This window comes from Allobosea sp. P1_B10, from assembly GCF_056406735.1.
Genome location: NZ_JBFTZP010000021.1, coordinates 1 through 15,988, shown reverse-complemented (window position 1 = coordinate 15,988; position 15,988 = coordinate 1). Strand labels below are relative to the sequence as shown.

Annotated in this window: 16 protein-coding genes and 1 pseudogene; 12 read left to right on the top strand and 5 right to left on the bottom strand. The window is 65.7% G+C overall.

What is annotated here, in order from left to right:
* The first annotated feature begins 65 nt into the window (after nucleotides 1-65).
* On the top strand, nucleotides 66-335 hold the full coding sequence (locus tag AC1D2L_RS24545; RefSeq protein ID WP_476848525.1) for a hypothetical protein: 270 nt from the start codon (nucleotides 66-68) through the stop codon (nucleotides 333-335).
* Here the strand turns inward: AC1D2L_RS24545 and AC1D2L_RS24540 are convergent.
* The 4 genes and pseudogenes from AC1D2L_RS24540 to AC1D2L_RS24525 all read right to left on the bottom strand — a co-directional run bounded on the left by AC1D2L_RS24540 (nucleotide 332) and on the right by AC1D2L_RS24525 (nucleotide 4,148).
* Nucleotides 332-1,607, bottom strand: a pseudogene (locus tag AC1D2L_RS24540) (RNA polymerase sigma factor). The gene AC1D2L_RS24545 and the pseudogene AC1D2L_RS24540 overlap by 4 nt on opposite strands.
* 67 nt (nucleotides 1,608-1,674) lie before the next feature.
* Nucleotides 1,675-2,100: a YciI family protein gene (locus AC1D2L_RS24535; RefSeq protein WP_476848524.1), complete on the bottom strand. Its 426-nt coding sequence runs from the start codon at nucleotides 2,098-2,100 to the stop codon at nucleotides 1,675-1,677.
* Nucleotides 2,101-2,143: 43 nt separating this feature from the next.
* On the bottom strand, nucleotides 2,144-2,563 hold the full coding sequence (locus tag AC1D2L_RS24530; protein ID WP_476848523.1) for a YciI family protein: 420 nt from the start codon (nucleotides 2,561-2,563) through the stop codon (nucleotides 2,144-2,146).
* Nucleotides 2,564-2,807: 244 nt separating this feature from the next.
* Nucleotides 2,808-4,148: a dihydroorotase gene (locus tag AC1D2L_RS24525; protein ID WP_476848522.1), complete on the bottom strand. Its 1,341-nt coding sequence runs from the start codon at nucleotides 4,146-4,148 to the stop codon at nucleotides 2,808-2,810.
* A gap of 196 nt (nucleotides 4,149-4,344) precedes the next feature.
* Here AC1D2L_RS24525 and ygfZ point away from each other — a divergent pair, with 196 nt between their 5' ends.
* The 3 genes from ygfZ to AC1D2L_RS24510 all read left to right on the top strand — a co-directional run bounded on the left by ygfZ (nucleotide 4,345) and on the right by AC1D2L_RS24510 (nucleotide 6,554).
* On the top strand, nucleotides 4,345-5,229 hold the full coding sequence (gene ygfZ / locus AC1D2L_RS24520) for a CAF17-like 4Fe-4S cluster assembly/insertion protein YgfZ (RefSeq protein WP_476848521.1): 885 nt from the start codon (nucleotides 4,345-4,347) through the stop codon (nucleotides 5,227-5,229).
* Nucleotides 5,226-5,849 (top strand): DNA-3-methyladenine glycosylase I, encoded by a 624-nt coding sequence (locus tag AC1D2L_RS24515; protein ID WP_476848520.1) that lies wholly within the window; start codon nucleotides 5,226-5,228, stop codon nucleotides 5,847-5,849. The genes ygfZ and AC1D2L_RS24515 overlap by 4 nt, the downstream gene beginning before the upstream one ends.
* Nucleotides 5,850-5,954: 105 nt before the next feature.
* Nucleotides 5,955-6,554, top strand: coding sequence for a YfbR-like 5'-deoxynucleotidase (locus tag AC1D2L_RS24510; protein ID WP_476848519.1), 600 nt, complete (start codon nucleotides 5,955-5,957; stop codon nucleotides 6,552-6,554).
* 29 nt (nucleotides 6,555-6,583) lie between these two features.
* On the opposite strand, the gene AC1D2L_RS24505 is transcribed toward AC1D2L_RS24510, so the two are convergent.
* Complete coding sequence (locus tag AC1D2L_RS24505) at nucleotides 6,584-7,876, bottom strand: TadE/TadG family type IV pilus assembly protein (RefSeq protein WP_476848518.1); 1,293 nt, start codon at nucleotides 7,874-7,876, stop codon at nucleotides 6,584-6,586.
* A 320-nt stretch (nucleotides 7,877-8,196) separates the two neighbouring features.
* On the opposite strand from AC1D2L_RS24505, the gene aceB reads away from it, so the two are divergent.
* The 8 genes from aceB to AC1D2L_RS24465 all read left to right on the top strand — a co-directional run.
* On the top strand, nucleotides 8,197-9,804 hold the full coding sequence (gene aceB / locus AC1D2L_RS24500) for a malate synthase A (RefSeq protein ID WP_476848517.1): 1,608 nt from the start codon (nucleotides 8,197-8,199) through the stop codon (nucleotides 9,802-9,804).
* Between the two features lie 108 nt (nucleotides 9,805-9,912).
* Nucleotides 9,913-11,376 (top strand): metal-dependent hydrolase family protein, encoded by a 1,464-nt coding sequence (locus AC1D2L_RS24495; protein WP_476848554.1) that lies wholly within the window; start codon nucleotides 9,913-9,915, stop codon nucleotides 11,374-11,376.
* Between the two features lie 80 nt (nucleotides 11,377-11,456).
* Complete coding sequence (locus tag AC1D2L_RS24490) at nucleotides 11,457-12,494, top strand: DUF3616 domain-containing protein (RefSeq protein ID WP_476848516.1); 1,038 nt, start codon at nucleotides 11,457-11,459, stop codon at nucleotides 12,492-12,494.
* The gene (locus AC1D2L_RS24485; RefSeq protein WP_476848515.1) at nucleotides 12,491-13,060 is read left to right on the top strand and encodes an NUDIX hydrolase; all 570 of its coding nucleotides are present in this window, start codon (nucleotides 12,491-12,493) and stop codon (nucleotides 13,058-13,060) included. The genes AC1D2L_RS24490 and AC1D2L_RS24485 overlap by 4 nt, the downstream gene beginning before the upstream one ends.
* Nucleotides 13,061-13,201: 141 nt before the next feature.
* A complete protein-coding gene (locus tag AC1D2L_RS24480) occupies nucleotides 13,202-14,101 on the top strand; it encodes a hypothetical protein (protein WP_476848514.1) in 900 nt (299 codons plus the stop codon).
* A gap of 259 nt (nucleotides 14,102-14,360) precedes the next feature.
* Nucleotides 14,361-15,197 (top strand): hypothetical protein, encoded by an 837-nt coding sequence (locus tag AC1D2L_RS24475; protein ID WP_476848513.1) that lies wholly within the window; start codon nucleotides 14,361-14,363, stop codon nucleotides 15,195-15,197.
* Nucleotides 15,198-15,283: 86 nt separating this feature from the next.
* Nucleotides 15,284-15,568, top strand: a complete 285-nt coding sequence (locus tag AC1D2L_RS24470; protein WP_476848512.1) for a metal/formaldehyde-sensitive transcriptional repressor — start codon at nucleotides 15,284-15,286, stop codon at nucleotides 15,566-15,568.
* Nucleotides 15,569-15,599: 31 nt separating this feature from the next.
* Nucleotides 15,600-15,988 (top strand): alcohol dehydrogenase catalytic domain-containing protein (locus AC1D2L_RS24465; protein WP_476848511.1); only part of this gene is annotated, 389 nt, incomplete at its 3' end.

The following is a 15,988-nucleotide window of genomic DNA, read 5'->3' as shown; positions in this document are numbered from 1 at the left end:
GATTCGTACCGCTTCGACGCAGCACTGTGCCAGAATCAGAAATCAAACGCAGAGTCCCGCCCCTCATGTCGATCTTCCCCGACGATCTGCCGCATGACGCCATGTTCGCCGACGACCACGGCGATGCCAGGCGTGTCGCTTACGGCTACGTAGAGGACGCCTTCACCGAGGCGCAGCAGGACGGGCTCGACAGCGACGCGTTGGCCCATGCGGCGCTCTTCGCAGCCTTCCGCCAGTTGGTCGAGACCTATGGCGAGGAAGCCACTGCGGTCTTCGCCGAAGCGCTGCCGGACAAGCTGCGCGGCGGCGCCTTCACCAGCGGCACCCGGCACTAGTCTCTAGCTTCGGCGGCCGCGCGCTCGTCGGTCGCGCGCGCCTGCATCATCTCGCGCTCGCGGTCATTTTTCGTCAGCGCCACCGCGTGCTCGAAGGCCTCCGCCGCCTCGGCGTGACGCCCCAGCTTCGCCAGCAGATCGCCACGCACGCTCGGCAGCAGGTGGTAGCGCCTCAGCGCAGGCTCTTCCGCCAGGGACTCGACGAGAGCCAGCCCCGCGGCCGGCCCCTGCGCCATCGACACCGCCACGGCCCGATTCAGCTCGATCACGGGCGACGGCGAGATTGCGCCGAGTTGCGCGTAGAGCGCGGCGATCCGGCTCCAGTCGGTTGCGTCGGCCGTCGGCGCGAGCATGACAGGCCGCCAGTTCCGCTTGCAGCACATAGGGCCCCGGGCCCTGCGAGAGCGCCCTCGCCCGCGCCAGCCCGGCGAGACCGCGCCGGATCAGGAGATGGTCCCAGCGTCCGCGGTCCTGGTTCAGCAGGAGGATCGGCTCGCCCTTCGGCCCCGTTCGCGCCCGCAACCGCGAGGCTTGCAGCTCCATCAGCGCGAGCAGCCCGTGGACCTCGGGCTCGAGCGGCGCCCGGGCGGCCAGGATGCGACCGAGCCGCATGGCCTCCTCGCACAGCGCCGGCCGGACCCAGTCCTGCCCGGCCGTGGCGGAATAGCCTTCGTTGAAGATGAGGTAGACGACCTCCAGCACGGAGGCGAGCCGAGCCGCCAGTTCCGCGCCATGGGGCACCTCGAAGGGCACAGTCGCGTCCGAAAGCGTCTTCTTGGCGCGCACCAGCCGCTGCGCCATGGTCGGCTCCGGCACGAGGAAGGCGCGGGCGATCTCCTCCGTCGTCAGACCGCCCAGCAATCGCAGTGTCAGCGCCAGGCGTGCCTCGGTCGAGAGCACCGGGTGGCACGCGGTGAAGATCAATCGCAACAGATCGTCGCCGACCTCGTCGTCGAGGGCTGAGTCGAGATCGGGCGCGGCAAGCCCCTCCGTCTCGAGTTCGTGGCCGATTTCCTCATGCTTGCGCGCCAGCAGCTTCTGGCGGCGCAGGGCGTCGAGCCCGCGATGCTTGGCCACCTGCATCAGCCAGGCACCGGGATTGCGCGGCACGCCCTCGTCCGGCCACTGCTTCAGGGCCGCTTCCAAGGCGTCCTGCGCCAGCTCCTCCGCCAACCCGATATCCCGCGTGACGCGTGCCAGCCCGGCGATCAGCCGGGCGGCCTCGATGCGCCAGACGGCCTCGATGGCACGAAAAGTATCGCTCGCCGACATGGGTCGCGATACTCGCCGCGACGGCGCCGCCAGGCAAGCGGATCGAGCCTGGCGCGTCGTGGATCGGTCAGCCCTGGCCGGCGGCCTCCTGCTTCAGGCGCTCCCAGGCAGCCGCGGTTTCCGGCGTTACGATCTCGCCGAAATCAGCGAGATCGACGACCGAGCGGATCTCGATCTCCGAGGGGCCGGGCATCGGGTTGGGGCAGCGCTTGACCCAGGCGATCGCCTCGTCGAGAGAGTTGCATTCCCACAGCCAAAAGCCGGCCACGAGTTCCTTTGTCTCGGCGAAAGGGCCGTCGACGATGGTACGCTTGGTGCCGTCGAACTGGACGCGCGCGCCCTTCACGCTGGGCTGCAGGCCATCGCCACCCTTCATCACGCCGGCTTTCACCAGCTCCTCGTTATAGGCCATCATCGCCTCGAGCAGCTCGCGGGTCGGCTGCGCGCCGGCCTCGCTGTCGCTCGTCGCCTTGACCATCACCATGAAACGCATCGGTCTTCTCCTCTTTTGGACGGCTGGGATGTTGGTGTGGTGATCATTGCGTCTGCTGGATCCCGGCGCGCAGCCGGTCCTCCTGCTCGCGCAGCTCGGGCGTCAGCGCCTCGCCAAAATCCTCCATTTCGAAGACGGGCCGCAACTCAATCTCGGTACCGCCATCGAACGGCGCTCGCTTGAGCCATGCGACGGCCTCGTCGAGGGATTTGACCTGCCAGAGCCAGAAGCCGCAGATCAGTTCCTTGCTCTCCGCGAAGGGGCCGTCGGTGATCACGCGCTCGGCCCCCGAGAACCGCATGCGCAGGCCTTTCCTGCTGGGATGAAGCCCTTCGCCGGCCAGCATGACGCCGGCCTTCACGAGCTCCTCGTTATAGGCGCCCATCCGGGTGAGAAGCTCTTCGCTCGGCATGATGCCGGCTTCGCTGTCTTCGTTGGCCTTGATCAGAACCATCACGCGCATCGCAAACGCTCCCTGGTTTTCCAGCTTCGGGAGGCGGGCCCGGCAGCGACATCGCCGCCGTCCAAACCCGCTCTCTGAAACCACGTCGATCGAGAGACAGAGGAATCGACAGGCGGTCGGATTTTTTTCCGGCACTCGGCCGAGCCGGATCCCCGTTGACGAAAGGAGCCATGCGGAATCGAAACGGGCCACGAAAATCTTCGCGGCCCGTAACAGGAATTCGACAGTATGAACCGATCGTGCGTCAGGCGCCGCGCGGCAGCGCCTCGAGGAAGCGGGCCGGCTCGCCTTGCGACGGCGTGGTGATCTCGGCTTCCCACATCACCTTGCGGCCGCGTACATAGGTGCCCACCGGCCAGCCCGTGACGGTGACGCCGTCATAGGGCGTCCAGCCGCATTTCGAGGCGCCCCAGGCATTGGTGATGGTCTCGCGGCGCTTCAGGTCTACGATGGTCAGGTCGGCATCGTAGCCCGCTGCGATCCTGCCCTTGCCCTCCATCCCGAAGATGCGCTGCGGCCCATGGCTCGACAGGTCGACGAAGCGCTCCAGCGTCAACCGGCCAGCATTGACGTGATCGAGCATGATCGGAACCAGCGTCTGCACACCCGGCATGCCGGAATGGCTGGCGGGATAGGCGTGGTGCTTTTCCTCGTGGGTGTGGGGCGCGTGGTCGGAACCGAGCACGTCCACGATGCCCTGCTCGACGCCCCACCAGATTTTCTGGCGGTGGCTGTCGTCACGGATCGGCGGGTTCATCTGGGCGTAGTTTCCGAGCCGCTCATAGCAGTCGGGCGCCACCAGCGTGAGGTGGTTGGGCAGCACCTCGACGGTCGCGACATCCTTGTGGTCCCTGAGGAACTCCATCTCGTCGCCGGTCGAGATGTGCAGGATGTGCACCCGCGCGCCGGTCTCGCGCGCGATCCGCACGAGACGCTTCGTGCAGGTCAGCGCGACCTCCGGCGAACGCCAGACGGGATGGCTCGACGGGTCGCCCTCGATGCGCAGCCCCATGCGCTCGCGCAGCATGCCCTCGTCCTCGGAATGGAAGGCCGCGCGCCGGCGCGTGCGCTTGAGGATTTCCGCCACGCCCTTGTCGTCCTCGACGAGGAGGTCACCGGTCGACGAGCCCATGAACACCTTGATGCCGGCGGCGCCGGGCAGGCGCTCCAGATCGGGCACGTCCTTGACGTTCTCATGCGTGCCGCCAACCCAGAAGGCGAAGTCGCAATGCATGCGATGGCGGCCCCGGCGGATCTTGTCGGCAAGCGCGGCTGGATCGGTGGTCTGCGGGATCGTATTGGGCATCTCGAAGACGGTGGTCACGCCGCCCAGCACAGCAGCGCGCGAGCCGGTTTCCAGGTCTTCCTTGTGGTCGAGGCCGGGCTCACGGAAATGGACCTGGCTGTCGATGACGCCCGGCAGGATGTGCAGGCCCCGGCAGTCCACGACCTCGCCGGCCGAGGCCCGCGAGAGATCACCCAGCGCCACAATCTTGCCGCCGGTGATGCCCAGGTCGCGCTCGACGCGGCCGTCATGGTTCACGACCGTGCCGCCCTTCAGGATGACATCGTAGGTTTGCGTCATGGTGCCGGTCTCCGGGCAGGTTGAGCCTTGGGCTGAGAGCGCCTAACTATCGGCCACGACCTAGTTTGCAAGCGCCAACCGTCATTGCGAGCGTCAGCGAAGCAATCCAGGCCTGCGTCGCGCGCTGCCCCTGGATTGCTTCGTCGCTTGCGCGGCTCGCAATGACGTGATGACGCCGCGGAGATTTGGAAAAGCCATGCCTGCCACTCGACTGATCGATCGCGGCGTCATTCGCGTCAGCGGTGCCGATGCACGCGACTTCCTGCAGAACATCGTCACCAACGAGATGGACTCCGTCACACCCGGTCACGCCGGCTATGGCGCGCTGCTGACACCGCAGGGCAAGATCATCTGCGATTTCTTCGTCGTCGCGCTGTCGGAGGAGCATGGCGGCGGCTTCCTGATCGATACGCCCCTGATCCAGACGCCGGACCTGATGAAACGCCTGAAGCTCTACAAGCTGCGCGCCAAGGTGACGCTCGACGACCTTTCGGAAGCGAGCACCGTGATCGCATCCACAGATGGCGGCAGCCTGCCGCCCGAAGCCGGGGTCGTCTATACCGACCCGCGCCTGCCAGTTATGGGCCAGCGCACCATCGTCGATCGCGACGGTGTCGATGAGATCGCGAGAGCGGAGATGGACGCCTACCACGCCCACCGCATCGGGCTCGGCATCCCCGATGGCGGCCGCGACTTCGCCTATGGCGACACCTTCCCGCATGAGGCGCTGCTCGACCAGATCGGCGGGGTCTCGTTCAAGAAGGGCTGCTATATCGGCCAGGAGGTCGTCTCGCGCATGCAGCATCGCGGCACGGCGCGTACCCGGGTCGTACCCGTCCGCTTCAGCGACGGCATTGTCGCGGAAGGCGGCTCCGAGGCGCTGGCCGGCGCCAAGACGCTGGGCCGCATCGGCAGCGGCGCAAACGGCAAGGCGCTGGCGATGCTGCGTCTCGACCGGGTCGCCGACGCGCTGGCCGAAGGCACGCCACTTCTTGGCGGCGGGCTCGCCTTCACGCTGGAGAAACCCGAATTCATCCGATTCCCCTTTCCCGGCGAGGCCGGATTTGGAGCCGCAGCATGAGCGGACGCGAAGCTGTCGAAGGACCGGACGGAAAATTCCGCTGCGTCTGGCCTGGGGTCGACCCGCTCTACCTCGCCTATCACGACACTGAATGGGGCGTGCCGGAGTATGATTCACGCGCGCTGTTCGAAAAGCTTATCCTGGACGGGTTTCAGGCCGGGCTGTCCTGGATCACGATCCTGCGCAAGCGCAATGCATTTCGCGCCGGGTTCGCGGATTTCGAGCCTGAGGCCATCGCCCGCTTCACCGAAGCCGATGTGCAGCGACTCCTGGCCGACGCCGGCATCATCCGCCATCGCGGAAAGATCGAGGGCACGATCAAAAGCGCGCGCGCCTATCTCGCGATCAGCGAGCGCCAGCCCTTCGCCGATTTCCTCTGGAAGCACCTCGATGGTCGCGTCACGCAGAACGCCTTCCTGACCCAGGAGCAGGTGCCGACGCAGACAAAAGTCTCCGAAGCAATGGCCAAGGACCTGAAGGCCGCAGGCTTCACCTTTTGCGGCCCTACCATCGTCTACGCATTCATGGAGGCCTGTGGGTTGGTCAATGACCACCTCACAGGCTGTTTCCGCCGGCAGGAATGCGCGGAACTGGCGCGCGACACGCGTGTATCCGCATGATCAAGCTCCCATCGTCATTGCGAGAAGGCACCGATGACGAAGCAATCCGGGATTGCGCGCCGACTCTGGATTGCTTCGCTGCGCTCGCAATGACGAAGCGCTGACATGGCGCGCTCACCCGCCCCTCCCCGCGCCTGGCAGCGCATGCTGTCGGGCCGCCGGCTCGACCTGCTCGACCCCTCGCCGCTCGACGTCGAGATCGAGGACATCGCCCATGGCCTGGCTCGCGTCGCTCGCTGGAACGGCCAGACGCGCGGCGTGCACTCGTTTTCAGTGGCGCAGCATTCGCTGCTGGTTGAGGCGATCGCTGGTCATCTCAACCCGGACTGGCCGTCCTCGACGCGATTACTGGCGCTGCTGCACGATGCGCCCGAATACGTCATCGGCGACATGATCTCGCCGTTCAAGGCGGTGATGGGCGATGCCTACAAGAGCGTAGAGGCGCGGCTGCTCGCCGCAATCCACCTGCGCTTCGCGCTACCGGCCGCAACGCCGGCGCTGCTCAAGCGTCAGATCAAGCAGGCCGACATGATCGCGGCGTTTCTCGAGGCCACGCAGCTGGCTGGTTTTGCCCGCGACGAGGCCTTGCGCTTCTTCGGCCGGCCGGTCGCGCTGCCGCAATCGGTCACGGACTGGCTCGAACCGCTCGATACGGAGGCCGCGCAGGCGGCATTCCTGGAGCGCTTCGGTGCTCTGAAGGGATAGGCCTGTCGCGGCCCATCCCCCGCGAGATCTCACTGCGTCAGGCGCACCGCGCTGATTTCTCGGGCGATCTGGTTGAACACCGGGCTGAGCTCCGAGGCATTCTTCACGTCGTAATACATGGTCGGGTCGGTCGCGCAGTTCTTCAGCAGCGTCGCGTTACCGTCGATGACGCGGATCGTGTAGACCTTGATGCCGGCCGCCTTCGCGCTGGCGCAAGCCGCTTCCGTCCGCTTGTCGATGTTGGTTGCGGAGTCTCCGAAGCGGTTTTCCGTGTTATCGCCGTCGGTGAGCAGGATCATGAATTTCTGCAGCCGCGGTGTCGTTGCAGACTGGGCTTCCGGCAGCGGATCCTGCTGGGATACGGCCGCCTGCCCCCAGGCTGCGCCGATGGTCACGTTCGTATTGCCCGAGGCAACCATCGCATCGACCGTGCTGTTCAGTGCCGTCCAATTGTCGGTGAGCGGACGGATCGTGGCCAGTTCGCCGTAGCGGCAGAAATCCGCGGGATAGAGCGTCGCGCTCACGCCTGAATTGGGCCCGGTGTCGGATGCGTCGTTGTTCTTGTCCCGGTCGGCGACGCAACCGCGCCAGGCCGCCTTGGTGATGGTCTCATAGCAGGTCGTCAGCTTTCCCTGGCTGTTGTAGCAGCTGTAGGAGCGCTGCATGTTCCACCGCAGCCAGTTCACATCCTTGTAGGTCGCCGGCTCGAGCCGCACCTGAGTGGCGAAGGGAATGATCGCGATCTTGATCTGGCCGGTTTCCGTCGTAGCGTCCTTCATGATCTTGATCAGATCCTTGGACGCGGCCTTCAGGGCCGTCATCTTGCCCGAGCTCGACATCGAACCGGTATTGTCCAGAACCAGCGCGAGTTCGATCTTGCTCGTTCCCCAGGTCGACTCGCTGTTGCTGGAGACGCGCATGTCGTCGCCGTTTATCACGCGAAACAGGGTTTTCTCGACAGGTACCTTGGCGGCGATGGTCACGGTGCGCGCCGTACGGTCGATGCCGATCGTCGCGCCTGTGAACTTGGCGGCCTCGTCGGGGCTCAGCGTGGCCTTGATCCAGCCATTGATGCGCTCCCTCAACTGGGCGTCCGTGAGCTTGGTCGCATCGCGCGCCGCCATCAGCGCAGCCGAATCCACAGCCGCATTGAGCTGGGCGCGCACTGTGGTAGCGCGGGAATAATCGAGCACGGCCCCGGCCAGGCCGAGGATCGGGATCAGGCCCAGGCCGAAGAACATCATCACATTGCCGGAGCGGTCGCGGCCGAACCTGCGCAGCAGCGCACCCGCCTTGCCCCTGCTACCCTTGAACGAAACCATCGCTGGACACCTCGTAACGCAACGTCAGCGTTCTCCAGTGCAGCCTTGGACTTGGGAACTTACGAATCTATAAAATCGACTGTCGGAACTCGGCCCTATCCCCGGGTCGAAGTGAACAAATTAGCGTAAGTACAACTATTGCGATTATTTTACCGATTTTTTCGCTAAAATTGTACCGAAAGTGACTTGTCGAACTGCTCGATGTCCACGAGACATTGATGCAAAAACGTGAAAGGTGATCCGCCATTTTTCTACGTTTCGGCAAAGATCGAGACGGCCGATGATGCTGACATTAGCGCAACGTCATGCGGGAGCCGACCATGTCTCAGCCCACCAGCCTCAACCTGCCCAAGGGCGTCGTCGTCAAGGGTGCGATCAATCCCGGCTTCGATGCGATCCTGACCCATGACGCGCTCGGCTTCATCGCCGACCTGCATCGCCGCTTCAACGAGACCCGCAAGCGTCTGCTCAGCCTGCGCGCCGAGCGCCAGAAGCGTTTCGACGCCGGCGAGACGCCCGATTTCCTGGCCGAGACCCGGCATATCCGCGAGGGCGACTGGAAGGTCGCCCCGATTCCCGCCGACCTCAGGGACCGCCGCGTCGAGATCACCGGCCCCGTCGACCGCAAGATGATCATCAATGCGCTGAACTGCGGCGCAAAGGTCTTCATGGCCGATTTCGAAGACGCTTCCTCGCCGGTCTGGGCCAACATGATCGAGGGCCAGATCAACCTGAGGGATCGCTGGGCCAATGCGATCGACTTCACCGATGCCACCACCGGCAAGGCCTACAAGCTCAAGGACAAGCCGGCCGTCCTGATCATCCGCCCGCGCGGTTGGCACCTGCCGGAGCGACATATCGAGATCGACGGCGAGGAAGCCTCCGGCTCCCTGGTCGATTTCGGCCTCTATGTCTTCCACAACGCCAAGGCCGCGCTGGCTGCGGGCTCCGGGCCCTATTTCTACCTGCCGAAGCTCGAGAGCCATCTCGAGGCCCGGCTCTGGAACGACGTCTTCGTCGCAGCCCAGAACGCGCTCGGCCTGAAGCAGGGCACGATAAAGGCGACAGTGCTGATCGAGACGCTGCCGGCCGCCTTCGAGATGGACGAGATCCTGTTCGAGCTCCGGGACCACATGGCCGGCCTCAACTGCGGCCGCTGGGACTACATCTTCTCCTTCATCAAGAAGCTCGCCCGCAACGCGGCTTACGTCCTGCCCGACCGCTCGCAGGTGGTGATGACCAAGGCGTTCCTGCGCGCCTATTCGCTGCTGCTGATCAAGACCTGCCACAAGCGCGGGGCCTTCGCGATGGGCGGCATGGCCGCGCAGATCCCCGTCAAGAACAACCCCGAGGCCAATGCCGCGGCGTTCGCCAAGGTCAAGGCCGACAAGGAGCGCGAGGCCGGCGACGGCCATGACGGCACCTGGGTCGCCCACCCCGACCTCGTCCCCGTCGCCATGGAAGTCTTCGACCGCCTGATGCCGCGGCCCAACCAGCTCGACAAGCTGCGCGAGGATGTGCAGGTCGGCACGAAGGACCTGCTCGAGGTCCATGAGGGCACGCGCTCGGAGGAGGGCTTCCGCGAGAACATCCGCGTCGGCGTGCAATATCTCGAGGCCTGGCTGCGGGGCCGTGGCGCGGTGCCGATCTACAACATGATGGAAGACGCCGCGACCGCCGAGATCAGCCGCGCCCAGATCTGGCAGTTCGTCAATTATGGCGTCGAGGTCGATGGCGGCACGAAGGTCACGGCCGATCTGTTCAAGCGCTGCCTCACCGAGGAGATGGAGCGTGTGAAAAGCGAGGTCGGCGCCGAGAATTACACCAAGGGCCGCTTCCCCGAGGCGATCGAACTGTTCTCGAAACTCTCGCTCGCGCCGCAGTTCGAGGACTTTTTGACCGTGCCGGCCTACGGCAAGCTTGGCTGAGCCTGACGACATAAGCGCTAACGCAACGCCGCCTCCGGGCGGCGTTTGCATTGACATTGCTCGCCCTCGCCCGGAAATGGCTCCGGTCATTCCAGAAGGGTCCATGTGATGTTTGCCTGCACGCCAGTCGATGAGGCCGAGGCCCAGTCCGCCACCTGCATCTGCCACAGCCCGGCCTTTCTGAGGCTGAACGCACTGGTCGAAGCAAAATTCTCGCGGCGCGCCTTTCTGACCGGGGCGGCAGCGACGCTCGGAGCGGTTGCGCTGGGTGCCGGCGATGGCGCCGCGGCCATCCCCGAGGCGCCAAAGGGGCCGCTGGCCTTCACCAACATCAAGCTCTTCGACGGCAAATCGAGCCGGTTGATCGAGGGTCGCCGCGTCATCGTCGAGGGCAACAAGATCAAGGCGATCGAGCCCGTCGGCGGTGCTGTCGCCGCCGGTGTCACGGTCATCGACTGCGGCGGCCGTACGCTGATGCCGGGGCTGATCGACGCCCACTGGCATTCGATGATGGCGGCGATGTCGATGATGGACCTGATGACGGCCGATGTCGGCTACATCAACCTCGCCGCAGCCGAAGAGGCGCACAGGACCTTGCTGCGCGGCTTCACCAGCATCCGCGACCTCGCAGGCCCGTCCTTCGGCCTCAAGCGCGCCATCGACAGCGGGCTCAACCCGGGCCCCCGCATCTGGCCGTCGGGCGCGATGATCTCGCAGACCTCCGGCCATGGCGATTTTCGCCTGCCCTATGAGGTGCCAGCAGAGCCCGCGGCGCCGCTCTCGCACGCCGAGGTCCTCGGCGCCGGCATGGTCGCCGATGGCGCCGATCAGGTCCTCAAGCGTGTCCGCGAGCAGTTGATGCTGGGTGCCAGCCAGATCAAGCTGGCGGCCGGCGGCGGCGTGGCTTCCAATTACGATCCGATCGACGTCAGCCAGTACACCGAGGCCGAATTCCGCGCCGCCGTCGAGGCGGCGGAGAACTGGGGCACCTATGTCACGGTGCATGCCTACACGCCGCGCGCCATCCAGACGGCGATCCGAGGCGGCGTGCGCTGCATCGACCATGGCCAGCTGATGGATGAGGACACGGCCAAGATCATGGCCGACAAGGGCATCTGGTTTTCCTCACAGGCCTTCCTCAACAACCAGTTTTCGAACACCTATCCGGAAGGCTCCGCGAGCCAGGCAAAGCAGCTCACCATGTACGCCGGCACCGACAATGCCTACGCGCTTGCCAAGAAACACAAGCTCAAGACCGCCTGGGGCACCGACATCCTGTTTGCTCCCGCGATGACGAAGAACCAGGGCGCGATCCTTGCCACGATGTCGCGCTGGTATTCCAATGACGAGATCCTCGTCATGGCCACCAGCACCAATGCCGAGCTCCTGGCGATGTCGGGTCCGCGCAACCCCTATCCCGGCAAGATCGGCGTCATCGAGGCCGGCTCCTATGCCGATCTCCTGCTGATCGATGGCGATCCGATCGCCGACATCAGCCTGGTCGCCGACCCCGACAAGACCATGAAGATCATCATGAAGGACGGCCGCATCTACAAGAACACGCTGCAATAAGGGCTACGGAAGGCGCGACGCCGCAAGCGCAGCGCCTTCAATTGCCGGCTTCCATCCTCGCAAATCCGGACACCACGCTCTTGCGCCAGCTCACGTTCATCGGCCTGCTCGCAGCTTCATGGCTCTTCGCCATGCCGACGCTCGCGGAAACGCTTGTCCCACAGGCGCAACTGGGCAGCTCCGGCAATTTCATCGGGCGCAAGGGCAAGGTCGCCGCCGATGTCAGCGGGCTCGCCTGCATGCCCGGTCCGAGCGGGACGCGGCGCTGCCTGCTGATCAACGATGAGGGCGGCTTTGCCCAGTTCGCGCAGCTTGCCGAAAACCGGATCACGCCCGGCGCGACGCTGCCGATCCTGGGCTCCGCGGCAGCGCCGGAGACGCTGGGGCGCGCGCCGACCGGGCTCTGCCGCAAGGCCGGCGCCTTCGCCGAGCTCGATGGCGAGGCCGTGACCTACGCCGATGGCGCGTTCTATGTCGCGGGCTCGCATGGCTGCTCGCGTAACAAGGGCGAGTTCCGGCTGTCCGCTTTCCACCTCGCACGACTGAAAGTCGACGCGGCCGGACAACCGGCCGGCGGCGTCGAGTTGACCTACCGGCTCAGTGACCTGCTGCGCCAGTCCGGCCCAGTTGCTGCCTTCTTCGGCAAGGCGCTGATGCAGGAGAACGGGTTGAACCTCGAGGGCATCGCGGTTGTCGGCGACACGCTCTGGGCGGGCTTGCGCGCGCCGTCGCTGCGGCAGCGCGCCTTCCTGGTCGGCGGCAGCCTGACCGACCTGTTCGGTGGCGGCCACGAGCCCGCCAAGGTTGCTCCGCAGGTCGTTGAGATCGAGATCGGGGCCGATCGCGGAATCCGCGATCTCGCAGCCCTTGGGGACGGTCGCCTGCTCGCACTCACCGGCCCGGCTCAGGAGCAGGATCTGCCCTTCGAAATCGTGCTGGTCGATCCCAAGGCGCCAGGAGCGCCGCGCAATCTCGGTTCGCTCCATACGCTGCGCGGTGCCAAGGCCGAGTCGATCACCGTGCTCGCTGAAGACGAGCGGCACCTCGAAGTGCTGATCGGCTATGACGGCCCGCGCAATGGCGGCTTCGAGCTCTATCGTCTGGCGACGCAGCGATGACCGGCCTCCTGTTTCGCGAGCGCCTCAAAGAGGCGGTCAGCCGCTATCGGACCGACATCGCCTCCTCGCGCGAGCATCTTGCGCTGCTGCGCTGGCAGATGGCGCAGGACGACCGGCTCGACGACCGCTCCACCCTGCCCGGCCATCTCACCACCAGCGCCTTCGTCGTCTCGCCCGACCACAAGCAGATCCTGCTGATCGACCATGTGGTGATCAAGCGCTGGCTCCAGCCGGGCGGGCATTACGAGCCGGCCGGGACCTTCCAAGCCTCGGCCGCGCGCGAAGCCGTCGAGGAGACCGGCGTCCAGGGTCTGGCTCTGCATCCCTGGCACAAGGGCAGCGACCTGCCCTTCGCGATCGACAGCCATGATGTGCCCGGAAAGCCATCGCGCAACGAGCCGGCGCATATCCATCACGACCTGCAATATCTCTTTCTGGCCGACCCTGCTCTTCCGCTCGTGGCGCAGTTGGAGGAGGTCCATGCAGCGGCCTGGAAACCGATCGACAGCCTGCAGGAGATCGCGCCGCTGGCGCTGGCGAGGCTGCGGACTGTCGCCCTCCCCTGACTGGGAAATGTTGCCGCGCGGCAACATGTAACTTTATAACAATATACCTCGCAGCCGATCTCTCGCGAGCACGGTACGGCTCGTGCATGCTCTGCCCGGAACAGCTCGCATTCCCGAATCAGCGCCCCCGGAACCCGTCCCATGCCCGTGAAGCTCTTTGCTCTGGCTCTGCTCGCCTCCAGCGCCCTGTCGACCGCGTTCGCAGCGGACCTGCCGTCGCGCAAGGGCGCTCCTGTCGCGGCTCCCGTCCTGTCCGCCTGCAGCGAGAGCGAGGGCATCCCGACCGATGCCTTCGGCTTCACCACCGGCTCCGACGTCGCAGATCCCGGCTCCTTCGGCGCCAGCCTGACCTATGGCGGCAGCTTCGGCACGCGCGCCGGACGGCTGAACAGCCATGGCGCGCAGCTTCAGGGCTCTTACGGCCTGCTGCCCTGCCTTGAGGTCGGTCCCTATCTGCTGGGGAACACCACGCAGGCTTCGCTCGGCGGTGGCAGCGCCGATTCCACCGGCATCGGCGCGGGCGTCGAGATGAAGTACAAGCTCCTGGGCCGAGACATGCACGGCATCGGCCTGACCGCAGTGATCGACCCCAGCGTCAATCGCACCGATCCCGACGGCGCCGGCCGCTTCACCACCTATAATACGGGCCTGCGCCTCTTCGCCGACAAGACGCTGGTTCCGGGCAAGCTCTACGCCGCGCTCAACCTGTCCCAGGACCTGACCTGGACGGGTCCCGACCCCTATCAGCGCTCCTCGACCTTCACGGTTGGCGGCTCGCTGGCCTGGCAGGTGCTGGATGGCGTCTATCTCAGCGCCGAGGTCCGCCATCAGCGCGCCTATGACACGCTCGGCTTCAGCAAGCAGGCTGGCTACGCGACCTTTGCCGGCCCCGGCGTCTATTGGCAGGCGACGAAGGCTTTTGCGATCTCAGCGGCCTACAACATCCAGGTTGCGGGCAAGGCCAAGGGCGAGCCCGGCAATCTCGACCTGACGAATTTCAGCCAGCACCTGGTCAAGGTGAAGGTCGCCTACAGCTTCTGACCCTACGTCGCTGTGCCGCGGCGACGCGGCACGGCCCTACGAAAAAAGCCGGTGAGCGCGGTCGCGGCTCATTAACCGCTGTGGCCGAAATGTGCGGCGCTCCGGCGAATCATCACCGTTCCAACGCCTTGATTTACGCTGGATTAGGCCCGCCTTCGCCATCTCTGCTTCGTACAGGCATGGCGGGCGGACGATCTTGGCAAAGCTAACAATATTTCTGCTCCGCGCCTTGGTAAGCGCACTCTCTCTTGTGGCGGTGGTGTCCGTCGCGGTGGCCGCCGATCCGGCTTCGCCCAAGCCGGTCATGGCCACCTGCGACGACGACGGCGACGCGCCCACCGACGCCTTCGGCTTCACCGACGGCGCCGGCATCGCCGATCGCGGCGGCGGCAGCGTCGGCCTGACCCTGAATGGCGACATGGGCGTTCGTCGCGGCCGTTCGATGGGACGCGGCGCCATGCTGCAAGGCTCCTATGGCCTGCTGCCCTGCCTTGAGGTCGCTCCCTATGTGCTGGGCGGCACGACACGCTCGCAGATCGAGCGCCAGGGCCTCAAGGACAAGGCCTATGGGGGCGGCCTCGACGTCAAGTACAGGCTGCTCAGCCATGGCCGAAACGGGCTTGGGCTGACGCTCGGCATCGACAATGGCGTCGAGCGCAACGAGGGCCAGACCGCCGGGCGCTTTTCGACATACAACACCACCTTCAAGCTGATGGCCGACAAGATCCTGATCCCGGACACGTTGTTCGGGGCGATCAATGTCTCGCACAACCTGATCTGGACTGGCCCCGCGCCGCATCAGCGAGGCTCGACCTTCAGTGTCGGCGGCTCGCTCGCCTGGCAGGTCATGGACGGGATCTATCTGAGCGGCGAGGTCCGCCATATGCGGCAGCACAACACGCTCGGCCTGGGCCGGCGCGAGGGCCACGCGACCTTCATGGGGCCCGGTGTCTACTGGCAGGCAACGGAGCAACTCGCGATCTCGCTCGCCTACAACGTCCAGGTCTACGGCCAGGAGCGCGGCGACCCCGGCAAGCTCGACCTCAACAACTTCAGCCGCCACCTCGTCCAGATGGACGTCGCCTGGAGCTTCTGAACGAGGCCGGCGGCATCGCGTTGACAATCTCCGCCCGGGTACACTAGATCGGAGAATAATACTCCACCCCAGTACCCAGGGGCCGCATGCCGCACACACCGGACGAGAAGAAGCGAGCGACCGCCCGGCTCAGGCGTATCCGCGGGCAGGCCGATGCGCTGATCCTCGCCGTCGAGCGCGGTGACGATTGCGGCGCGCTGCTGCAGCAACTCTCGGCTCTGCGTGGCGCCGCGACCGGTTTGATGTCGGAGGTGCTCGAAAGCCATCTGCGCGACACCCTGACCGAACAGGCCAGCCGCACCGATCCGCCGGCAGATGGCGCCGAGCGTATCGCCGGCATCATGCGCGCCATCCGGCCCTATCTCAAATGAACGTCACCACCGCATCGGAAGGAACCGCCCCATGAAGACCCGCGCAGCCGTCGCCTGGGAGGCCGGCAAGCCGCTCACCATCGAGACCATCGAGATCGGCGGCCCCCGCGCCGGCGAGGTCCTGGTCGAGGTGATGGCGACCGGCATCTGCCATACCGACGCCTACACGCTCTCGGGACTGGATTCCGAGGGCAAGTTCCCGGCGATCCTGGGCCATGAGGGAGCGGGCATCGTGCGCGAGGTCGGCGCCGGCGTGACCACGCTGAAGCCCGGCGACCATGTGATCCCGCTCTACACGCCCGAATGCCGGCAGTGCAAAAGCTGCCTGTCGCGCCGCACCAACCTCTGCACCTCGATCCGGTCCACCCAGGGCCAGGGCGTGATGCCCGACGGCACCTCGCGCTTCTCCTGCGATAGCGG